The organism is Marinobacterium zhoushanense, assembly GCF_014641945.1.
Lineage (GTDB): Bacteria > Pseudomonadota > Gammaproteobacteria > Pseudomonadales > Balneatricaceae > Marinobacterium_D > Marinobacterium_D zhoushanense.
Map to the genome: position 1 here is coordinate 200,481 of NZ_BMIJ01000002.1, position 19,585 is coordinate 220,065.

The window sequence follows — 19,585 nt, forward strand, 5'->3', positions numbered from 1 at the left end:
CACGACAGAATACAGGGAGTGAACAGCATGATGATCCGCACCTTGGTTGCCAGCGTCTTACTGGCGATGGCCGGACAGAGCGCAGCCGACGAACCGATCAGACTCGCCGGCCAGGAGTTGAGCCAGCGCCAGTTGATGATTTTCCAGTCTGGCCAGTCGCTGTTCAGCGAACGGTACCGTCTGGCAGGTAAAACCGCCGATCGCTCGATCGAGATTGCGGATATCAATCCCCAGCTGCAACCCGGGTCGACGCTGGTCGAAGGGGTCGGTGATATCGAGCAGATCGCCCTGATCATGCCGCAGAATGGGATTCAGCAGCGACTGGAGGGGATGATCGGCCAAAACCTGGGTCTTAAACGATACGCGCAGGATGGCAGTGCCATCTATCGCGAGGCGCGCCTGCTCGGCATCGAGGGTAACCAGTTGCTGCTCGAGGATGGCGAGCGGGTAGAGTATCTGCCACTGCAGTCGGACTGGCAGTTGCTGCTGCCCGGGCCGGCTCCGCGTTACTCCGACACCCCCTACCTGCGGATCAAACGCAGTGGCGATGCCGCCGACAACCTGAGCCTGAGTTACATGGGCGGTGGCCTGAACTGGCAGGCGGACTATGCGCTGACCCTCGAGGCGCAGTCCAATACTCTCTGGCTGCAGGCTCAGGCTACGCTGAGTAACCACACGGGTATCGATCTGCCGCAAAGCCAGGTGCGCCTGCTGGCCGGCCAGGTCAATCAGCCGCAGGGCGCACCGCGTCTCTACATGGCCAAGGCGGTGATGGAGATGGCGGCAGACAGTATGCCCGCTGAACAGGCCTTCGAAGACTACCGCCTGTACAGTCTGTCGGGCAGCGTCGACCTGCCCACGGGTGCCAGCACCAGCGTGGCGCTGATGCCGATGCAGAAGCTGACCTATCGCAACAGCTACCAGTTCCAGATGCCGGTGTATGGCAACGCCCAACCGGAGCCGATACAGGGTCGCCCTAACCGGACCATCCGCTTTACCCTGCCCCAGCAGGACAAGCGGGAGTTTTCACTGCCGGCGGGTAATGCCCGCGTCTATGTCCAGGACCAGACCGCGGGGCTGAGCTTTATCGGCGGCCAGAATCTGCCGGCCCACGCCGCAGGTGAAGAGGTCGAAATGGTACTCGGGCAGGTGTTCGATATCGGCATCGAGCAGACCCAAAGCCTGTACGAGCGCCAGGGCAACACCACCCGCCTGGCCTACCAGGTCACCCTGAGCAATGCCGGCAAACAGCGCCAGACCGTGGAGCTGACCGCGGACTTCAACCAGAACTGGCGTATTACGCAAAGCAGCCACCCCGCCCAAAGCCAGGGTGCCCGGGCGCTGTGGAGTATCGATATACCGGCAGAGGGCTCAACCACGCTCAGCTACCAGGTTGAGCTTACCCGCCGCTAGGGGTATCGGCTCATTTTCCGGCAGGCAACGCCGGTTGCTTCTGCTGCCAATAGCTCAACTGTTGAGCATCAGGGCTCAACCCCAAACCGCCGTCACGGCAGAGCTCGACCATCCGCTTAAGGGCCAGCGGATGGCCCAGCTCGGCGGCGCGCCGATAGGCCCGCAGCGCCTGCTCCGGTTCGACACGAAAGTGATGCTCGAAGCCCTGTTCGTGGATTCGCCCCATCTGGTACAGCGCTTTCACATCCCCCTTTTCGGCGGCACGCTGCAGGTAGATCGCGCCCTGAATCCGGTTCGCCACCCCTTCCCCCCGGAAATGCAGCAGGTGTCCGTAAACGGACAATGCCCGGCGGTTGCCGTTATCGGCGGCCAGCCGAAACAGTTTCATCGCCAGCGTATGGCGCCTGCGCGATCCCCGTAAAACGGGGCTGCGAAACAGACCAAAGGCGATCCAGAACAGCAGCGGTGCGAGCAACTTCATAACCAGGCGCATAGGGGCTCCCTGTGACGTGAATCCATAACCGACGCACTCTACCCCAGTCACCGCTTGAGCCCAACTCGGGCGAGGTTGATAGGGCCATACATTATATCGACTCTATTTTTTATAACCTTATGCAAAGACTGTATGAGCATTGCCCGCTATATTGGTTACACTGTCAGCCAATCCCGCGACACGCAACTGCCGACTGGTGCATTTCAGTGCGGTCCAACAGGGTCCAGGCTGAAAGAGCCCGTCTTCAAAACAGTAGAATTGACACGACTTCAAGGAAGTGGAGCTTTATGAAAATCTACGACGACAACTCCCAGACTATCGGCAACACCCCCCTGGTTCGGCTCAAGCACCTCTGGCCCGCCGGTAACCTGTACGGCAAGATCGAATCACGTAACCCGGCAGGTTCGGTAAAGTGCCGTATCGGCGCCAGCATGATCAACGCCGCTGAAGCCAGCGGACAGCTCAAGCCCGGTATCACACTGGTTGAGCCGACCAGCGGCAATACCGGTATCGCACTGGCGTTCGTTGCGGCGGCCAAGGGCTACAAGCTGATCCTGACCATGCCCTCCTCCATGTCCCTGGAGCGTCGCAAGCTAGTTAAAGCCCTCGGTGCCGAGATCCTGTTGACGGAACCCGCCAAGGGCATGAAGGGCGCGATCGCCAAGGCGCAGGAGCTGGTCGACGCCAACCCCGGCGAATACCTGATGCTGCAGCAGTTCGAGAACCCGGCCAACCCGGAGATTCACGAACAGACCACTGGCCCGGAGATCTGGAACGACACCGACGGCCAGATCGACATTCTGGTGGCGGGCGTTGGTACCGGCGGTACCATCAGCGGTGTATCCCGCTACATCAAGCAGACCCAGGGCAAGACGATCACCTCCATCGCCGTTGAGCCCACCGACTCGCCGGTGATCACCCAGACCATCAACGGTGACGAAGTGAAACCGGCACCGCACAAGATCCAGGGTATCGGCGCGGGTTTTGTGCCGAAAAACCTGCAGCTCGACATGGTCGACGGTGTCGAGCAGGTCAGCAATGACGATGCGATCGCCACCGCACGGGAACTGATGGAAAAAGAGGGCATTCTGGCCGGCATCTCCTGCGGCGCAGCCACTGCGGCGGCTCTGCGCGTTGCAGCCAAGCCGGAAAACAAGGACAAGATGATCGTTGTGATCCTGCCCGACTCTGGCGAGCGCTACCTATCCTCCGCACTGTTCGAAGGTGTGTTCAGTGATAACGAGTTGGTGCAGTAACCCGCGGGTTCGTACATCCTGTACATAACAAAAAAGCCGTGGTCTCTGCCACGGCTTTTTTGTTGCGGAATCGTCGATCAGTGAATCATTTCCCGAATCTGATCGTGGCTCGGAAAGCTTTCCAGCTTTTCAAAACAGACACTGCGGTCATCGGATTTTGTCAGCGTATACCAGCTGGGATTGTGCGCCTCACCAATATACACACCGCCCACCTCAAAGGTGTCGCCGTCTACGCCTAGAATTGCAATCGTCTTCACCGTCTGCTGCATTTCCATATTCACCCCCAGGTTTCCTATTCTTGTAATTTAACTACAGAAGTATAGCTTAGAACCGCCATATGACAACGATATGACGCTCTCACAGCACTGGATTGATGAAAAAATAGACAGTTATTGACTGGTATCAGTTTTCAGGGGCCGCTGTACTGTAATTCAACGACATCAAGCCCCTGTTACCACCGGCCTTGCAGGGTCGCGAATCCATTCACTCCAGGAGCCGGCATACAGCTTAGAGCCGGAGAGACCGGCATACTCCATGGTCAGCAGGTTGACGCAGGCGGTGGCTCCGGAGCCGCACATATGCACCACGTCCGATGCTGGCCTGCCAGCGAGAAGCGCTTGCCATTTTTCACGCAGCTTTTCTGGCGTCTGGAAACGTCCCTCGACCAGGTGCTCAGTAAACGGAAGATTGACCGCCCCCGGCACATGGCCCGCGACCGGGTCTAATGGCTCGACGTCGCCACGAAAGCGCTCTCCGGCGCGGGCGTCCACCAACAGACAGGCGTCGTTCGCCAGCGCCTGTTGCAACTGCGCTGCCGTGACCACCTCGCCCAGTTGACCGACAGCCTCGACCTCTGCACTTGTCGCTTCGCTATCAGCGCCCCGCTCGGTCGCCTCACCGGTCGCCTGCCAGGCAGGCCAGCCGCCGTTCAGTACCGCCACCGCCCGATGACCAAGCCAACGCAGCAACCACCAGCCGCGGGCAGCGAAGGCGCCACCGGAGGCGTCGTAGAGCACCACCTGACGCTCGGGTTGCAGCCCCAGCGCACGCAGCCTGGCCAGCAATCGATTCGGGTCGGGCAATGGATGACGGCCGCTGTCCGGCGTGATCGGTGAAGAAAGATCATCTTCCAGATGCAGGTAGTGCGCGCCGGGAATATGGCCCTCGGCAAAGGCGCGTTGACCGGCATCCCGATCCTCGGCCTGGGTCGACAGCACAAAGCGGCAATCGAAGATCAGGGGGTTATCCAGCGCCTTGAGCTGGTCTACCTCGATCAGCGTTTCGTACATGGGTACCCCCTGTCATCAATTGTTAAAAACGTTAGCGAGGCAGCCAGCGCAAGCGGTACGCCGCCCGGGCAAACATCGGCGAAAAGAGGGAGTTTATGCCCCATAAACAACCGAATTCGAGCCGCTGTTTAACGCCACGCTGCAACGCAGGTAGTTTTTAAAGGAAAGACGCCAGCTCTTCGCGCAGTATATCCAGCTCGTTCTGCGCTTTCTGCTTCGCCTTCTTCTTCAGTTGCTCTACCTCGGACGCCTTCTCGTCGATCACCCGGCCGGCCTCGGCTGCCTTGTCGTCGGCACTGCTGACGCGATCGATCAGGTGCTGTACCTGCTTGAGGATAGCGCGGCGGCGCCCCTCTTCGATGCGGGCCAGCTCTTCGGCACTCTTCTCCTTCTTCGCGCCCTCGTCGGCGGCGCTCTGCGTCGGCACATAGCTCAGCGGGCGGATACCCGAGGCGATGCGCACCTTCTGCAGGAACGGCGAGGCGTAAGCACGGGCCTTCTCGGCACCTTCGTGCAGAATCTTCTCCACATAGCCCAGATCGTTCAGCAGCGCGTTATAGCGCTCACGCGGCGCCGTCAGCTTGGCATCGAGGAACTCGAACAGCTCGCGCTTGGCTTCACCCCAGGCGATCCCCTCTTCGTACTGGCGACGCATCTGCGCCTTCTCGTCGGCCGTAGCGAAGTGGCTGTAGAGCTGGAACAGGGTGCTGTTGTCGGCATCCTTCGGCTCGCCCGGCTCGCGCAGGTCGGTCTTGATCTTGTTGATCAGCGAGCGCAGCTCATCACTGGAGCAGAACAGCGGAATGGTGTTGTCGTAGCTCTTGGACATCTTGCGCCCGTCGAGCCCTGGAATCAGTTGGGTCTCTTCATCGACCTGGGCTTCGGGCAGGGTGAACAGCGGCTCGTAGACGTGGTTGAAACGCCCGGCGATATCGCGCGCCATCTCGATATGCTGAATCTGGTCCTTGCCCACCGGGATGATATCGGCGTTGAACATCAGGATGTCGGCCGCCATCAGGATCGGGTAGTTGAACAGGCCCATGGTGATGCCGTCGTCCAGATCCTCGTTACCCGCTTCGCGGTTGGCATCCACCGCCGCCTTGTAGGCGTGGGCACGGTTCATCAACCCCTTGGAGGTCTGACAGGTGAGCAGCCAGGTCAGCTCGGTGATCTCGGGGATATCGGTCTGACGGTAGAAGGTTGCCTTGTCGGTATCCAGTCCCAACGCCAGCCAGGTGGCCGCAATCTCACGGGTGGAACGTGCCACACGTTCCGGCTCGTGGCACTTGATCAGGGCGTGGTAATCGGCCAGAAAGAAGAAGCTGTTGAACGCCGGGTTCTCGCTTGCTTCGATCGCCGGCTTGATCGCGCCGAGATAGTTGCCTATGTGCGGTGTACCTGTTGTCGTGATACCAGTCAGTACGGTCTTCTTGCTCATCGTCTGCTCTATTGGGTGCTTGGCGTTTTAAGGCCAGATATCATACACGAACTCGCCCGGGCTTTGACCAATGGCGGGTAGCTCCCGTGCCGCTGCGGTGATACAACAGAGATTCGGTAATCAGACGAGAATAACAATGTCCGACCTGCTCCCCTCCCTGGTAACACTGGCCGCTTTTTTGCTGCCCGCCGGCATCCTGTTGAAACGCCAGCGCCAGCGCTCCGCAGGCCAGATCGCCCACACGCTGCTGGTGGCACTGTTCTGCATGTTGGGTGGCCTGCTGTTCGCCGGGGCGCTGATCAGTCTGCTCGGCGAAGACAGCCCCGCGCTGCTCAACTCGGCACTGGTGGTGGTGGGCGCCCTGCTCTGCGTGCTTGCTCAGCAATGGTATGCCAAACGCAACGGCTGAGGCCGTGCGATCTTTGACAGCTCGGTAACTGACACCATACTTAACTCAGCCGCACACACCGCGACGGCGTTGTGTTGCGCGACGAGACTCCTGTGTTTTGTCTAGCAACCAAGGAGGAGACCAATGGATACCAGTACCCATACGCTGAATACGCTGTTCGACCAGCTGGGACTGCCCAGTACGACTGTGGAGATCGAGCGCTTTATCGCGACCCACCGCCTGTTTACCCAGGATATCCCTCTGCATCAGGCCACCTTCTGGAGCAGTTCTCAGGCCGATTTCCTGAAGGAGGCGATCTACTCCGATTCCGACTGGGCTGAAGTCGTTGACGAGCTCAGCAGCCGCCTGCGCAGCACGCACTGAAACCTCACCTGTACCCAACCGCTGTTAGAGTGCAGGCAGAGCCTGTGGATGCACCCTGCACTCTTCTCCCCCGATCGGACGCTTGCGCTTTTGCCTACCTGCCAGGTTGGGTATTATCGAGGGCTTCACACACTTAAGACTCAGGCCCGACCAAGATGCTGACGCTGATATCGCCCGCCAAGACACTCGATTACGAGTCGCCGCTAGCCACCGACAAGCACACCCAGCCGCGTTTTCTGGAACATTCGGCTGAGCTGATCGACCAGCTGCGTACCCTGGCGGTACAGGATATCGCCGAGCTGATGAAGCTGAGCGACAAGCTGTCCAGCCTAAACGTGGCACGCTACGAGAGCTGGAGTGCGGAGCACACATTGGACAATGCCCGCCCCGCGGTGCTGGCGTTCAAGGGCGATGTCTATACCGGACTAGAAGCCGAGACGTTCAGCGCCGAGGAGTTCGAGTTCGCCCAGCAGCACCTGCGCATCCTCTCCGGCCTCTACGGCGTGCTGCGCCCGCTGGACCTGCTGGAGCCCTACCGTCTGGAGATGGGCACCAAGCTGAAGAACGGCCGTGGCGACAACCTGTACCAGTTCTGGGGCAATATCATCACCGAGTCGCTGCAGGCGGAGCTCGCCGAACAGGCCAACCCGGTGCTGGTCAATCTGGCGTCCAACGAGTACTACAAGTCGGTCAAACCCAAGGCGCTGAACTGCCGCATCATCACCCCCGAGTTCAAGGATCTGAAGAACGGCCAGTACAAAATCATCAGTTTCTACGCCAAGAAGGCGCGCGGGCTGATGAGCCGCTACATCATCGAGAACCGCATAGACGAGCCGGACGCGTTGCAGGCGTTCGATCTGGAGGGTTACTACTTCAGCCCCGAGCACTCCCAGGGGGATAACTGGGTGTTCCTGCGCGACGCACCGCCGGAGAAGTAGCCGTCAGTTATCGGTCGCGCGCGGATACGCGCGGCCAACTGTATAAAATCTGTTCTAAAGTACCATCCCCGAACCCGGATCCTGTGTCTAAGGTTGTTCTGTAGTCAGCGGACACATAACCGCTCTCCCCAAGGACCAGAACAAAAACACAGGACCGGCACCCCATGCATCGAATCATGCTATCGATACCGCTCGCATTGAGCCTTGCTTTCCAGGTAGGCGCGGCAGAGCTCGACACCAGCGATTTAAGTTACGAATCCTATATAGAGTCCGATAAACGGCTCAAATGCCTCTACGGATATGTGGCTGACAAAACCGGCAACCATACCGCCGCCATCAAGATCTTCGAAGACTGTATCGAGCGCTGGAACGATGTCTATTCGATGATCTGGCTTGCACAGATATATGAGTCCGGTGTTGGGGTCCCCCGGAATCTGGAGTACGCCACCCAGTTGATGAAGAGGGGGGCACATACCGATGACGAGGCCGGATACTCGACCCTGGCCCGATACCACTACGGTGTAGCGCTCTACGAAGGAATCGGCATTGATCAGGATAGGGAGGCCGGCATCGGTTGGCTGCAGCGCGCCGCCGACGAAGGGATGGAGGAGGCAGCCACCTACCTTGAAAAGATCGGCGCTGCCAACGACTAGTACAGGGCGTCGCCTTAGCGCCGTCCCGTACCGGTGAACTGCAGGATATTGTTGGGAAACTCCATCGTCTCCACTTCGGCGGCAAACTCCTTCGCCACCTTCAGGATAATCTTGCTGGCGTGGGCGTATTGCTTGGAGAACGGCGGCCAGTAGTCGCCCAGGCCCATGGCGTCGTTGACCACCAGCACCTGGCCATCGCAGTCGGGGCCGGCACCGATACCGATGGTGGGGATGCGCAGTGACTGGGTGATCGTCAGGCCCAGCGCCGCCGGCACATGCTCGATCACCAGCATGAACGCGCCTGCTTCCTGGATCGCCAAGGCTTCATCGATGATGCGCTGAGCGTCCTCGCTGGTGTTACCCACCTTCTTGAAGCTCTCGGCGGTCTGCGGCGTCAGGCCGGTATGCCCCACCACTGGAATGCCGTTGGCAACCAGATGCTCGATCACATCGAGCTTTCCACCCTCCAGTTTGATGCTGTCGGCGCCAGCAGCCATCAGACGCTTGGCACTGGCCAGCGCGATCTCCGGATTGGCATCGGTCAGATAGGGCAGGTCACCGATGATATGGGTCTCCTTGGCTCCGCGGCGAACCGCGCCGATGTGGTACTCCATATGCTCGATGGTCACGTCGCGTGTGCTGTCGAACCCCATCTCAACCATGCCCACCGTATCACCAACCAGGATCACGGGTACACCGGCTTCCTCTATGCCGCGGGCAACCGGGCAGGTATAGGCGGTCAGCATCGGGATCGGTTTAACTCCCTTGCGCTGGATGAAGTCGCTTGCGCTCAGTTTCATAACCGGACTCCTGTTATTCAGTCCTGTAAGTGAGTTCCCTAAGGGGGAGGTGCAGTGTAGTGAAAACTGCACCTGCGGCGTTTTTAGACTTTAGTCTTACGGCAGTGCAGCATAACCCCCTTACCGGGATATGACGGAACCTTGACCGGCGTCAGTATCGCCCCCAATTCGCACTCCCGGAGCCTTGCTGCTCATCTGCCCTGACGACACACTCCAAGAGTTCCCGTTACGGGCTCCCACGATAATAACGACGAGAGAAACCTGGCCATGACCGATTACTCAGCCTACTCAACTCCGTACGAAGTGCTCGGTGAACAGAAGATCCGCGAGCTGACCAACGCCTTTTACGACATCATGGACAGCCTGCCGGAAGCTGCCGGCATCCGCGCCATGCACAAGGCCGACCTGAACCCGATGCGGGAGCGCCTGGCTGAATACCTGATCGGCTGGTTGGGCGGCCCGCAGATCTATGCCGAAAAATATGGCAGCGTCTGCATGACCGGCCCACACAAGGGTTATGCCATCGGCGAATCGGAGCGCGACCAGTGGTTACTGTGCATGCACAAAGCACTGGAAGCGGTCGAAGTGGAACCCCAGTTACGTGAGATGCTCAAGGCGCCGCTGTTCGCGATTGCGGATATGGTGCGCAACCGCTGAGTGTCGGGCGCCGTTTTCTGGTCTAATCTCCTACCCTGTTCACTGTGAAGATCTAGGTTAGGAATATGGCACCCTCCCCCTTTGACGACTGGATCGCCGGTGCAAGCGACGATCCGGTACTGGCCAACCTGCGGCAATGCCGCGAACAGCTGTGGATAAACCCCAGGCGCGGCGCGTTCGACAGGGTGAAGCAGCAGCTGCCACTGAGCTATACCGATATCGAGGACGCCTCGGCACGGCTGGAGCGGTTCGCCGCCTACTTCTCGGTCGCCTTTCCGGAAACCGCCGCACGCGGCGGCATCATCGAATCGGATCTTGTCCGTGCGGACAGGGGCGCGAAGCTGATCGCCGAGTTTCTGCACAGCGACGTGCCGGACAACCTGCTGATCAAGTGCGACAGCCACCTGGCAATCTCCGGCTCGATCAAGGCCCGCGGCGGCATCTATGAAGTATTGCTGTATGCGGAGCAACTGGCGCTTGAGCATGGTCTGCTTAACGCCGACGACGATTACAGCGACTTTGCCTCCGAGCCCTTCCGCCAGCTATTTGCCCGGCACAGCATTGCCGTCGGCTCCACCGGGAACCTGGGGCTCAGCATCGGCATCATCAGCGCCAAGCTCGGCTTCAGGGTGACGGTGCATATGTCCGCCGATGCGCGGGAGTGGAAAAAGGCGCTGCTGCGCTCGAAGGGCGTGAACGTGGTCGAACACCAATCCGACTACAGCGTCGCGGTGGCACAGGGGCGACAGGAGGCGCTGAATACGCCGGGCTGCCACTTTATCGACGACGAGGACTCCACCTCGCTGTTCCTCGGCTACAGCGTTGCCGCGCTGCGCCTGAAGCAGCAACTGGCGGCACAGAATATCCCGGTGGACGCTGAGCACCCGCTGATCGTCTACCTGCCCTGCGGGGTCGGCGGCGGCCCCGGCGGTATCGCCTTCGGCCTCAAGCAAGTATTTGGCGATGCCGTGCACTGCTTCTTCGCCGAGCCGACCCACTCCCCCTGCATGCTGCTGGGCATGCACTCCGGGCTGCACAACCATATCAGCGTGCAGGATATCGGCCTGGACAACCTGACCTGCGCCGACGGGCTGGCGGTCGGCCGTGCCTCGGCTTTCGTCGGCAAGATCATGGAACCCCTGCTCGACGGTATTTACACCCTCAGCGACGAGCGGATGTACGCGCTGGTGACCCTGCTCAGCGACAGTGAAAAGCTCGCGGTAGAGCCCTCCGCCACGGCTGGCCTGCCGGGGTTCGCCTGGTTGATGAACGCCAGCCAGGAGACGCTGGAAGCGCTGGGCCTGGCATCGACGCTGCGCAATGCTACCCATATCGCCTGGGCCACCGGCGGCAACATGGTGCCGGAGCAGGAGATGGCCAAGTATTACGCGCTGGGCACACAGGCGCTCGAGCAGTTCAGCCAGAAGCAACTTAAGTAACCTCATCGGTCGCAGCCGCCCTCGCACAGCAGATCCGCGATGGCGGCACGGCCCCTGCCTTGCACACCCTAACGACTGCGCCCATGTCATGACATGCCAACTCCCATGTCAGTAGGTGCGGAGAATTTGTTTGCCCAATTCTTATCCTTGCATTGATCAATAATTCCAATTGTTTCAAGAGGATAAGATGACAATATCTGCTTCTGATCGTAAGCAAGCGCTTCAACCACCGCATCTCCACTGGCCTCGCTCGGCCTCGCTACTGGTCGCTGCAGCGCTGATGACACCAGGCATGGCTCTGGCTATAGATAGCTGGACGGGAACACAGGATTCCGACTGGACAGACAATGCCAACTGGAGCAACAACTCTACCCCGATAGCGGCGGCCGATCTCCGCATTAATGCGACAGTGAATGCCCCGGTGCTTCAAACCGACCTTGTCAGTGCGCCCGGCACATTCAACTCGCTATCAGTCGGCGACAACGGCGGCGCGGCGACACTGACGATCAGTTATGACGGCAATGGCAACAATGCGGGCTTGCTTGCCAACACTGTGGCCATAGGTTCCGGCGCAACCGGCCTTGCGACCTTATTGGTACAGGGCGATGGGGGAGTGAACGGGGTTCAGACCTACATCGGCGCCAATACTATTTTCGTTGTCGGTAACTCCAGTGATGGGCAGCTCGATCTTCTGCATGATGCGGAAGCCGAATCAGCGGGCAGCTTTATCATCGGCAGTCAGGCGGGTGCGACCGGAGCCGTCAATATGAGCGGCAACAGCACCCTCTCATCGAAGGATACTATGCTGGTCGGTTTTGCCGGATCGGGTTCTCTAAATGCCGATACCGGGAGTGTGATCACAACGCGTAAAGGCGCCTACGTCGGTTTCGCCGGAGACGGCTCGGTTAACCTCACCGGCGCCGGCACCGTTTGGGGAAACTCCGGCAACTCCATTGACCTTGGCGCCAGCAGTAACGGAAACGGCACGGTCACCATTACCGACGGAGCGGAACTCGAAAGCGTTTCTCAGACCGGCGATGCCACCAGCAACGCGATTCAGTTGGGTGTCGCGTCTAACTCGTCCGGTACGTTGAACATTTCCGGCACATCATCCAATACGTCGAAACTGACCACGACAGGGGCGTTCAAGGTTGGTGTGCAGGGTGATGGCACACTCAATGTTGGCGCTTACAGCACGGTGGATACGGCGAACGCGAACAGCAGATTGTCGATCGGACATTTTAACGGTGGGAAAGGAAGCGTGAATGTTGCGGGTGCCAATGCCCTCCTCGATGCCGCGCTAATCAGTGTTGGCGACAATGGCACCGGTACTCTCAATATAAGTGACGGGGGCCAGGTCCACTCCTCTGCTGATGCCACTATCGGTTTGGGTACGTCGAGTCAGGGCACAGTAACCCTAAGCAACGGTGGTACCTGGAGTATCGATCCCGGCAAGCGGCTCTTCGTCGCCGATGGCGGCACCGCAGCACTGAACATCCACAGCGGCAGCAGCGTCTCGAGCTACCTGGCATATGTCGGCAACGGCCCGGATGGTACAGGTGCAGTCAGCGTGGATGGTGCCAACTCGAAATGGACCAATACGGATGACCTGATCATCGGCGCCTCGGGTGACGGCTCGCTGTCCGTTTCCAACGGCGCCGAGGTTAGCACTGCAGCCAAACTTAAAATCGCCCAGGCGATCTCAAGCACCGGCGCGGTCAATATCGGTGCCGCTTTGGGCAAGCAGGCTGTGGCAGCCGGAACGCTGGCCATTGCTGACACGATTGAATTCGGCGCAGGGAGCGGATCGCTCAACTTCAACCACACCGATGAAAACTACCCGCTCACATCCAAAATTGTCAGCGGAACCGGTACCGCCTCCATCAATCAGGTGGCGGGAGTAACGACGCTCTCGGGCGATACTTCCGGCTTCGCCGGTACCGTCAACGTCGCCGGAGGCCGCCTATATGTGAATGGTGATATCAGCAATGGCAACATTGTGATGGCCGGAGGGACACTGGGTGGCACAGGCAATATGGGCGCACTTAATGTCACTAACGGCTCCCGTGTAGCACCGGGTAACTCCGTCGGCACCATGAACGTTACCGATCTCACGTTCAATGCTGGATCGATCTATGAGGTAGAGCTTAATGACGGCGGCTTCGTCGCGGGCGCCAATAACGATCTCATCGATGCCAGTGGCACGGCCACCCTCAATGGCGGCAGGGTTCATGTGCTGGCGGAGAACGGCACTGACGACGGAACAACCTACACGCCCGGCACCTACACCATCCTGACGGCAACCGGAGGTATCACCGGTACCTTCGATACCCTGAGCGACGATTTTGCCTTTCTTGATTTCTCTCTCTCTTATGATGCCAACAATGTTCTGCTGACATCAGCCCTAGCCGCAGGTGGTTTCTGCTCAAGTGACATGAGCACAAATCAGTGTGCAACTGGCGACGGCGTCTTTTCGCTTGGCACAGGCGGTCTGTACACCGCAGTGTTGAACCTGTCCGAGACTGCTGCGGCGGATGCTCTGGATCAGCTTTCGGGGGAAATTCATGCGTCGGCTAAAACATCTTTCATTGAGGACAGCCGTTTCTCGCGAGCCGCTGCATTTGACAGGCTTCGCTCTGGGACTGGGGGTGTTCGCGCCACTCAGACAGGCCTAGTGGAACATCCCATTACGGATAGCGCCTCCTCTTGGGGGTACGGTTTCGGCTCGTGGGGACACTGGGATAGCGATGGCAACGCTGCGAAACTGGAACGGGATATCGGCGGCTTCTTTATCGGCAGCGACGTTCTGGTTGCCGACAACACTCGCCTCGGTCTTATGGGCGGTTACAGCCATGCCGACATTCAGGTGGATAACCTGGCCTCATCCGGCGCAGTGGATACCTACACACTGGGCGTCTACGGCGGCAGTTCCTGGAATGCACTATCGCTCAAAGGCGGCATAGCCCATGGATGGCATGATGTCGCTACCGATCGCAAGGTGGCATTTACCGGCTTTTCCGACGCGCTCTCCGCATCATACGATGCCACCACCGTTCAGGTTTTCACTGAAGCGGCGTACAGATTGGACAGTGGTAACCTGCACTTCGAACCTTTCGCAGGTCTGGCTTACGTAAAGCTTGATACGGAGAGCTTCACTGAAATTGGTGGCTCAGCAGCACTCAGGACTGCCGGTGATAACGAAAGCATCAACATCGGTAAACTGGGCCTGCGTGCCGAAACCGCGGTGAACATGGGTGCCACAAACGCCCTGCTCCACAGCTTGATCGGGTGGGATCATGCGTTCGGTGACCGCAGACCGACCGTTAAGCAAAGTTTTGAGGGTGGCGATGCGTTCTTCGTCAAAGGGGCTCCATATAGCCGTAACGCGCTGACACTGGATCTTGCACTCGATGCGCATCTCACTGAACACGCCAAGTTCAACCTTGGATACACTGGCCGCTTCAGTTCGGATAGCACCGACCAGGGCCTCAGCGCCAGCCTCAATGTGCTGTTTTAACCACAGGCGAGAAGGGGCACCTTCTCAACAACCCAACTAGAAGCTCAATGCAGCCGTCTCCTCTCTGGTGGCGGTTGAGAAAAGTCACAACGGGAAAATTCGCAAAGGGAACATTCGCAAAGGAAAAAGTCACGACGGGGAAAAGTCAAAACCAGTTCGTAGACTGCTGCCCTATATGAATAACATCTCGTTTTATACAGGGAGAGTCTAAAAGCGCGACGGCAAGACGGATCAAGGTGGTTTTACCGGCACTCCACCACTCACCTGACCGCCGCCGACGCGACGTAAAACGATATAACTTGTCAGCCTGCAGGCTGTGGACTCATGAGCACCAACATCACCTCATCGTTGCCAGAAGGCGCTTCGTTTTTGAGCGCTTCTTCAAGTTTATTAACGATGGTATCGGCTAGCTGCTTTGCTCTTGCTCGCTGAGTGTCATGTGCGAGTTCTGTCTGATTCGTTTTTACGAGCTCATCTAACTCCCGCTTAAACTCTACCGCTTGTACCGTCCAGTCAGCACAGGCCCTGTTAATAAGTTCAGAAACCTTCTGCTTATTGAAGCTAACGCGCAACCGGGAAAAATCAAACTGATAGCGCTGATCCTGAGGCGCATATCCATTAGCAAACAGCAGTTCCGGCTCAATACTGTCGGAGGTGGTGTGCCTGTGGCTAAGTCCGGGTAACTCATACCGCGCTGCAGAGATAAAGACAGCATATTCATCACGCCCCGGGCATCGCTCTCGCAGCTCGGTATCGACATGCGCGTCAAACGCTTTTCGAACGCGCCAGATCTTGCGCATAAAGGCTTCATATTGCGCTCGATTGTAAGCCAGGTCCTCTTCAGTCGCGTGCAGCTCAGGCTCTTCGCCCGCTATCTGCTGCTCCGACTGAGACTCTTTCTCTATCTGCAGCAGGACCATCTCCACTTCAACAGGCCCCATCGTGACTACTGAACGCTCGATTTGCGGACGCAGGATTGGGCGCATTTCGGGTTCGGCATCTCTCAACAGCGCGTCAACCAACCGAACCTGGTCCGGCTGCAAATCCGCCCCTATAGAGGGGGCGGAAACGAAGGCACTCAGGAACAACAGCATTCCAGTGGCAGGTAATGCTGAAGAAAAAAGGTGTTTGTACATGGTTTCACCACATGACAGGAGCATACAAAACCAGGCGCTGGGCCTGGCTGTCAGATCAAACCCGATAGAACAGGTTAAGCACGAACAGTGCGACACCCAGCGTGGTCGCGATAGCGCCCACCGCAATAAGGGGTTCGGCTGCCGCAAAGCCGAACCTGAATGCAGCAAGCCCGGTCATCATGACGACTAATCCAAGGTTGTGTAGCCAGAAGTGGCCGTAGGCCAAGCGGCTCTTCAACATGGTCGGCACACTGGCATAGACCAGGCCGGTCAGTGCCAGCGTTGCCCAGCCGAGAAGGTTGATATGGGCATGCACGCCGTTCAACCTAAAGTCATGCGTGGCGGCCATGACGATTCCCATTACCAAGCCGAACAGGAGCCACAGGGCTGCTATTTTCAACTGTGTCGCCGCCAGGGAAGGCAGTGTTTCATTGGACATGTTTTACTTCCTCTTCAATTAGTTACAAAACACCAGACCTTTGCCCTCCCGGCTCCCCGAGAAGGTGTAAAGTCACGATCTCTTGTATGGTTTCAGTGCCCCGACAGACTACCTAGCGGCCGTTTTATTGTCTGGGCATTTGCTGACAGAGGAATAGGCAGCAGGCGACATGTGAGGGTCAGCGTGCCGGTAACAACTGCGTTAACGATGCTTGGCGAGCGCGTGTTCGCGAGCTTCCCGGGGGGAGATGCCAAAAAGGCGTTTAAAAGCGCGATTGAAGGTGGATATGTCCTGAAATCCGCTGTCCAGTGCAATGGAAATGATCTGCCGCCGGGCGAAGCCAGGGTCAGTCAGCGTGGTATAGGCACGCACAAGTCGCTCTCTGCGTACGAATTCCGAGAAGTGATCTCCCGCTCGTGCGAACAAACGTTGCACCTGCCGCAGACTGAGACCATGCATCCGGGCGATCCCCTCAAGGGAGAAGCCTGGATTTGCAAGATTGGCTCGGATCGACTGTTTAATGGCCTCAAAGCGGGCGTCAGCCAGTTGCTCCGGATCTGACTGAGCGGCTTCTTCATGACTTGGGTTAATCAGGCTGGCGATCAATTCGAGCAGGTATGCCTCACTTTTTCGACTCATATCCGGCGTTAATGTCGCGTCGGAAAAGGCGCAGCGTGCATAGTTGAAAAGCAGGTTCAGTCCCGGTGTAAAACGGGGAAGATGCATTATCGGCGCCTCGCCAAGTCGCGGCACTAACATGGCAAGGGCAGATCGAGGAAACCGCAGAATAGTGTGATGAATGGGCAGGGTATTCAGAGACCAGTATTCCCTTGCAGCGGAGATCATCACCGCACCGCCCGGCTCAACATCAAAGGTGTTGCAGCCCGTACCCATATGAAGCTTGGAGCTGCAAAGCGACAGGATGATATCGTCACAACCATCCTTCAGCAGGTTACCCTCCCTCGTGACATGGAACGAGCTCACGCTCCAGTTGGTAAAGGTAACTTTCCCGAGCGTCTCAGCGGTTGCTTCGAAATACACCGGAGCGTCCGTCTTCTGCGCGACTATATCGGCGCGCAATACTTCACGCCCCAGGGTTTCACGCAATATTGAAAGCCTGTTGGGTCCTGTTATCTCCCTGGAGGAGAGTCGCATCGCCGGTGGGCGTTTCTGTAAAGAGGTTCCAACGTAATCCTGCTGATGTAATGACGTCACCCGGCCAGCTCCCTTAACCTATTGATCACGCGATACGCATAGCTTCGTATTGCGGTTTAATCTGACGTATTCCCTTCCGGACAGCCCGTAAACTCAACATAACGGTAAAAACTGTGCAGTAAAACTTAAAAAGATCTTAAACACGGCTGCATATCGGCAGCCGTGCGGGTATTTACCGAACAGACTTGTCGCAGCCGCCCTCGCACAGCAGATCCGCGATGGCGGCACGGCCGCTGTCGAGCAGATAGACCTGCGCCCAGGCCTCCCTCTCCCGCACCGCCGATTGCGCCGCCAGCGCCTTCTCTTTCGGCATGAAGAACGCCTCGATGCCGTACTCGATGCGGTAAAACTCGCTGCTGGCCCAACGCACCCGGCCGCGGATGAACGGGCCCTGCTCCGGCGGCTCATGCAGCAGAGCCTCGGCCACGTGGTAGCGCCCCTCCGGTCGTAGCGCCACATACACCACCTGATGGCGACGGAACGGCTCTGCCGCAAGCGTGCTGTCGATGCTGGAGACGCTGTAGTTCAACCGCACATAGTTGCCCCGGAACAGGCTGCGCGGGTCGATGGGTTCAGTTTTCAGCAGTACCGGCTGGCCATACTTCAGCGGCCAGATCGAGCTGAGATATTCGGTGCCCAGCACCGCCAGTTGCAGCACCAGGGTCAGCGCCAGACCGGCGCCGAGCAGCCACTTGTTGCTCCAGATCGGCTTAAGGGTCAGATCAAACATGGTCAGCCTCCTGATTCAGTCGTCCGCGCCAGAAGCGTGCCGCACCGAACAGCACCCCGGCCGCCACCAGGAACAGCAGCGCACCGCCGATATAGTCCCCGATCAGATCGAAATAGCGCAGCAGCGCGGTGAGCAGCAGCACGCCGACACCGGTGTAGAAGAAGTGGGTCACGGCATCCTCGACGCCGCGCCGGATCAGCCAGATACCGGTCACCACCAGCATCAGGTTGGTGGCCACGGCCAGACTCAGCGGATCCAGCCACTGCTGCTGTACGCACAGCGCCGCCAGCGTGAAGAAGGCGCCGTTGACCAGCAACGGCCCCGAGGCGTTGCGCCCCGAGGGACGCGCCAGCGCCAATCCGGCCATCGTCGCCAGTGCCAGCAGTAGCGGGTTGAACACACCGAGCAGGTAGTCACCGCGCAGCAGGTCACGCCAGAAGCCGGTGTAGCTGAGGATCAGCAGGGTCAGGATGGCACCGCGCAGCAGGTAGAGGTGCAGCAACTGACCGTAGTCCCGAATCAGCGGCTCGCTACTGCGCATCAGCCACCAGGCGGCGCCGGCCAGAACCAGACCCAGCGCCACCGTCAGCGGCACCTGATCGGCGAAGGCATCGTAGCGGTACCAGTCGCCGGCACCCCAGGCCAGCAGCAGGTTGATCCAGGCCACCAGCCCGGCCAGGGCCGCCAGGAAGATCAGCGCCGAATGCTTCTGCGTCCACACCAGCCACAGACAGGCCAGGGCAAAGAGTGGATAACTGGCGGGGAAGAAACCGGTTTTGGCCTCGCTGAACATCCACAGCGTGGCCAGTGTCAGCACCTGCAGCGCGATCAGCCGCGAGCGGGTCAGCACCAGCAGCGGCAACACGCCCAGCGCCCACCAGTAGATGCCATCCGGGTAGTGCTCGCCCAGATGGTAGATCTGGGCGATCAGCATGATCGACGCGCCGTAGCTGATGCCACCGAAGAACAACCAGAGCACACCCGTCCGATAACGGTCGCGCAGCAGCTGCCAGCCGCCAATCAGGTTGATCGTGACTGTGCCGCCGATCAGCCCCAGCATCCGCACCATACGCGGAATCTCGTCCCAGTTGTGGGACAGAACCAGGATCAGCGCCAGCCCGGCGAACAGCGCGGCCAGCGCCGTCAGCACATAATAGCCGAACGAACTGCCCCGTCCGTCTGCCAACCGCGCACCGTAGCGCGCAAGGATCGCCTCACCCTGGGCGGGTTCGATCAGGCCGTCGCCGACCCAGTCGCCCACCTCTCGGGCCAGATCCTTCTTGAACAATCGTAGAATTCGCATGGCCATTCTGCCTTCAGATGTTCGGGTTAATGTTTGAAATCTTTGTCTCTCGTGTCCGGTAGGGAGAGCAACGTCTCTTCCTGCCTTAGAGCCTTCG

General features: G+C 58.9%; 19 protein-coding genes. 9 read left to right on the forward strand and 10 right to left on the reverse strand.

Annotated features, from left to right (window positions below):
• The first annotated feature begins 27 nt into the window (after positions 1-27).
• Positions 28-1,413 carry a DUF4139 domain-containing protein gene (locus tag IEX40_RS05140; protein ID WP_188746042.1) on the forward strand — a complete coding sequence of 462 codons (1,386 nt, stop codon included), beginning with the start codon at positions 28-30 and terminating at the stop codon, positions 1,411-1,413.
• Positions 1,414-1,423: 10 nt separating this feature from the next.
• Here the strand turns inward: IEX40_RS05140 and IEX40_RS05145 are convergent, their stop codons facing one another.
• On the reverse strand, positions 1,424-1,906 hold the full coding sequence (locus IEX40_RS05145; protein ID WP_188746043.1) for a tetratricopeptide repeat protein: 483 nt from the start codon (positions 1,904-1,906) through the stop codon (positions 1,424-1,426).
• A 287-nt stretch (positions 1,907-2,193) separates the two neighbouring features.
• Here IEX40_RS05145 and cysK point away from each other — a divergent pair, with 287 nt between their 5' ends.
• On the forward strand, positions 2,194-3,162 hold the full coding sequence (gene cysK / locus IEX40_RS05150; protein WP_188746044.1) for a cysteine synthase A: 969 nt from the start codon (positions 2,194-2,196) through the stop codon (positions 3,160-3,162).
• 77 nt (positions 3,163-3,239) lie between these two features.
• On the opposite strand, the gene IEX40_RS05155 is transcribed toward cysK, so the two are convergent.
• The 3 genes from IEX40_RS05155 to IEX40_RS05165 form a co-directional block, all read right to left on the reverse strand.
• Entirely contained in the window at positions 3,240-3,437 is a 198-nt protein-coding gene (locus IEX40_RS05155) for a hypothetical protein (RefSeq protein WP_188746045.1), read from the reverse strand.
• A gap of 165 nt (positions 3,438-3,602) precedes the next feature.
• A complete protein-coding gene (locus IEX40_RS05160; RefSeq protein WP_188746046.1) occupies positions 3,603-4,451 on the reverse strand; it encodes a sulfurtransferase in 849 nt (282 codons plus the stop codon).
• Positions 4,452-4,608: 157 nt separating this feature from the next.
• Positions 4,609-5,889: a tryptophan--tRNA ligase gene (locus IEX40_RS05165; RefSeq protein ID WP_188746047.1), complete on the reverse strand. Its 1,281-nt coding sequence runs from the start codon at positions 5,887-5,889 to the stop codon at positions 4,609-4,611.
• 136 nt (positions 5,890-6,025) lie between these two features.
• Here IEX40_RS05165 and IEX40_RS05170 point away from each other — a divergent pair, with 136 nt between their 5' ends.
• The 4 genes from IEX40_RS05170 (at position 6,026) to IEX40_RS05185 (ending at position 8,252) form a co-directional block, all read left to right on the forward strand.
• Positions 6,026-6,298 carry a hypothetical protein gene (locus IEX40_RS05170; protein ID WP_188746048.1) on the forward strand — a complete coding sequence of 91 codons (273 nt, stop codon included), beginning with the start codon at positions 6,026-6,028 and terminating at the stop codon, positions 6,296-6,298.
• A gap of 123 nt (positions 6,299-6,421) precedes the next feature.
• Entirely contained in the window at positions 6,422-6,661 is a 240-nt protein-coding gene (locus IEX40_RS05175) for a DUF2789 domain-containing protein (protein WP_188746049.1), read from the forward strand.
• A 155-nt stretch (positions 6,662-6,816) separates the two neighbouring features.
• Positions 6,817-7,599 carry a peroxide stress protein YaaA gene (yaaA, locus tag IEX40_RS05180; RefSeq protein ID WP_188746050.1) on the forward strand — a complete coding sequence of 261 codons (783 nt, stop codon included), beginning with the start codon at positions 6,817-6,819 and terminating at the stop codon, positions 7,597-7,599.
• Between the two features lie 164 nt (positions 7,600-7,763).
• Positions 7,764-8,252, forward strand: a complete 489-nt coding sequence (locus IEX40_RS05185) for a tetratricopeptide repeat protein (protein WP_229680597.1) — start codon at positions 7,764-7,766, stop codon at positions 8,250-8,252.
• A 14-nt stretch (positions 8,253-8,266) separates the two neighbouring features.
• Here IEX40_RS05185 and panB read toward each other — a convergent pair whose 3' ends face one another.
• Positions 8,267-9,052, reverse strand: coding sequence for a 3-methyl-2-oxobutanoate hydroxymethyltransferase (panB, locus tag IEX40_RS05190; RefSeq protein WP_188746051.1), 786 nt, complete (start codon positions 9,050-9,052; stop codon positions 8,267-8,269).
• Between the two features lie 267 nt (positions 9,053-9,319).
• Between panB and IEX40_RS05195 the strand changes: the two genes are divergently transcribed.
• The 3 genes from IEX40_RS05195 (at position 9,320) to IEX40_RS05205 (ending at position 14,665) form a co-directional block, all read left to right on the forward strand.
• On the forward strand, positions 9,320-9,709 hold the full coding sequence (locus IEX40_RS05195; RefSeq protein ID WP_188746052.1) for a group II truncated hemoglobin: 390 nt from the start codon (positions 9,320-9,322) through the stop codon (positions 9,707-9,709).
• Positions 9,710-9,774: 65 nt separating this feature from the next.
• A complete protein-coding gene (dsdA, locus tag IEX40_RS05200) occupies positions 9,775-11,148 on the forward strand; it encodes a D-serine ammonia-lyase (RefSeq protein ID WP_188746053.1) in 1,374 nt (457 codons plus the stop codon).
• Positions 11,149-11,335: 187 nt separating this feature from the next.
• On the forward strand, positions 11,336-14,665 hold the full coding sequence (locus IEX40_RS05205; protein WP_188746054.1) for an autotransporter outer membrane beta-barrel domain-containing protein: 3,330 nt from the start codon (positions 11,336-11,338) through the stop codon (positions 14,663-14,665).
• Between the two features lie 302 nt (positions 14,666-14,967).
• On the opposite strand, the gene IEX40_RS05210 is transcribed toward IEX40_RS05205, so the two are convergent.
• From IEX40_RS05210 to IEX40_RS05230, 5 genes are all read right to left on the reverse strand, one after another.
• On the reverse strand, positions 14,968-15,801 hold the full coding sequence (locus IEX40_RS05210) for a hypothetical protein (protein ID WP_188746055.1): 834 nt from the start codon (positions 15,799-15,801) through the stop codon (positions 14,968-14,970).
• Between the two features lie 55 nt (positions 15,802-15,856).
• Positions 15,857-16,240, reverse strand: a complete 384-nt coding sequence (locus IEX40_RS05215) for a cytochrome-c oxidase (RefSeq protein ID WP_188746056.1) — start codon at positions 16,238-16,240, stop codon at positions 15,857-15,859.
• A gap of 201 nt (positions 16,241-16,441) precedes the next feature.
• Positions 16,442-17,347, reverse strand: a complete 906-nt coding sequence (locus IEX40_RS05220; RefSeq protein WP_188746057.1) for a helix-turn-helix domain-containing protein — start codon at positions 17,345-17,347, stop codon at positions 16,442-16,444.
• A 280-nt stretch (positions 17,348-17,627) separates the two neighbouring features.
• Positions 17,628-18,185 carry a GDYXXLXY domain-containing protein gene (locus IEX40_RS05225; RefSeq protein WP_188746058.1) on the reverse strand — a complete coding sequence of 186 codons (558 nt, stop codon included), beginning with the start codon at positions 18,183-18,185 and terminating at the stop codon, positions 17,628-17,630.
• The gene (locus IEX40_RS05230) at positions 18,178-19,488 is read right to left on the reverse strand and encodes a DUF2157 domain-containing protein (protein ID WP_188746059.1); all 1,311 of its coding nucleotides are present in this window, start codon (positions 19,486-19,488) and stop codon (positions 18,178-18,180) included. Before IEX40_RS05230 ends, IEX40_RS05225 begins: the two co-directional genes overlap by 8 nt.
• Positions 19,489-19,585: the final 97 nt, after the last annotated feature.

Excerpts from the sequence above, each read along its gene's own strand:
- IEX40_RS05140 (WP_188746042.1), top strand. The coding sequence starts at position 28 with ATGATGATCCGCACCTTGGTTGCCAGCGTCTTACTGGCGATGGCCGGA.
- IEX40_RS05145 (WP_188746043.1), bottom strand. The coding sequence starts at position 1,906 with ATGCGCCTGGTTATGAAGTTGCTCGCACCGCTGCTGTTCTGGATCGCC.
- yaaA (WP_188746050.1), top strand. The coding sequence starts at position 6,817 with ATGCTGACGCTGATATCGCCCGCCAAGACACTCGATTACGAGTCGCCG.
- IEX40_RS05215 (WP_188746056.1), bottom strand. The coding sequence starts at position 16,240 with ATGTCCAATGAAACACTGCCTTCCCTGGCGGCGACACAGTTGAAAATA.
- IEX40_RS05155 (WP_188746045.1), bottom strand. The coding sequence starts at position 3,437 with ATGGAAATGCAGCAGACGGTGAAGACGATTGCAATTCTAGGCGTAGAC.
- IEX40_RS05230 (WP_188746059.1), bottom strand. The coding sequence starts at position 19,488 with ATGCGAATTCTACGATTGTTCAAGAAGGATCTGGCCCGAGAGGTGGGC.
- IEX40_RS05205 (WP_188746054.1), top strand. The coding sequence starts at position 11,336 with ATGACAATATCTGCTTCTGATCGTAAGCAAGCGCTTCAACCACCGCAT.
- IEX40_RS05185 (WP_229680597.1), top strand. The coding sequence starts at position 7,764 with ATGCATCGAATCATGCTATCGATACCGCTCGCATTGAGCCTTGCTTTC.
- IEX40_RS05170 (WP_188746048.1), top strand. The coding sequence starts at position 6,026 with ATGTCCGACCTGCTCCCCTCCCTGGTAACACTGGCCGCTTTTTTGCTG.
- IEX40_RS05195 (WP_188746052.1), top strand. The coding sequence starts at position 9,320 with ATGACCGATTACTCAGCCTACTCAACTCCGTACGAAGTGCTCGGTGAA.
- IEX40_RS05160 (WP_188746046.1), bottom strand. The coding sequence starts at position 4,451 with ATGTACGAAACGCTGATCGAGGTAGACCAGCTCAAGGCGCTGGATAAC.
- IEX40_RS05225 (WP_188746058.1), bottom strand. The coding sequence starts at position 18,185 with ATGTTTGATCTGACCCTTAAGCCGATCTGGAGCAACAAGTGGCTGCTC.
- dsdA (WP_188746053.1), top strand. The coding sequence starts at position 9,775 with ATGGCACCCTCCCCCTTTGACGACTGGATCGCCGGTGCAAGCGACGAT.
- IEX40_RS05175 (WP_188746049.1), top strand. The coding sequence starts at position 6,422 with ATGGATACCAGTACCCATACGCTGAATACGCTGTTCGACCAGCTGGGA.
- cysK (WP_188746044.1), top strand. The coding sequence starts at position 2,194 with ATGAAAATCTACGACGACAACTCCCAGACTATCGGCAACACCCCCCTG.
- IEX40_RS05210 (WP_188746055.1), bottom strand. The coding sequence starts at position 15,801 with ATGTACAAACACCTTTTTTCTTCAGCATTACCTGCCACTGGAATGCTG.
- IEX40_RS05165 (WP_188746047.1), bottom strand. The coding sequence starts at position 5,889 with ATGAGCAAGAAGACCGTACTGACTGGTATCACGACAACAGGTACACCG.
- panB (WP_188746051.1), bottom strand. The coding sequence starts at position 9,052 with ATGAAACTGAGCGCAAGCGACTTCATCCAGCGCAAGGGAGTTAAACCG.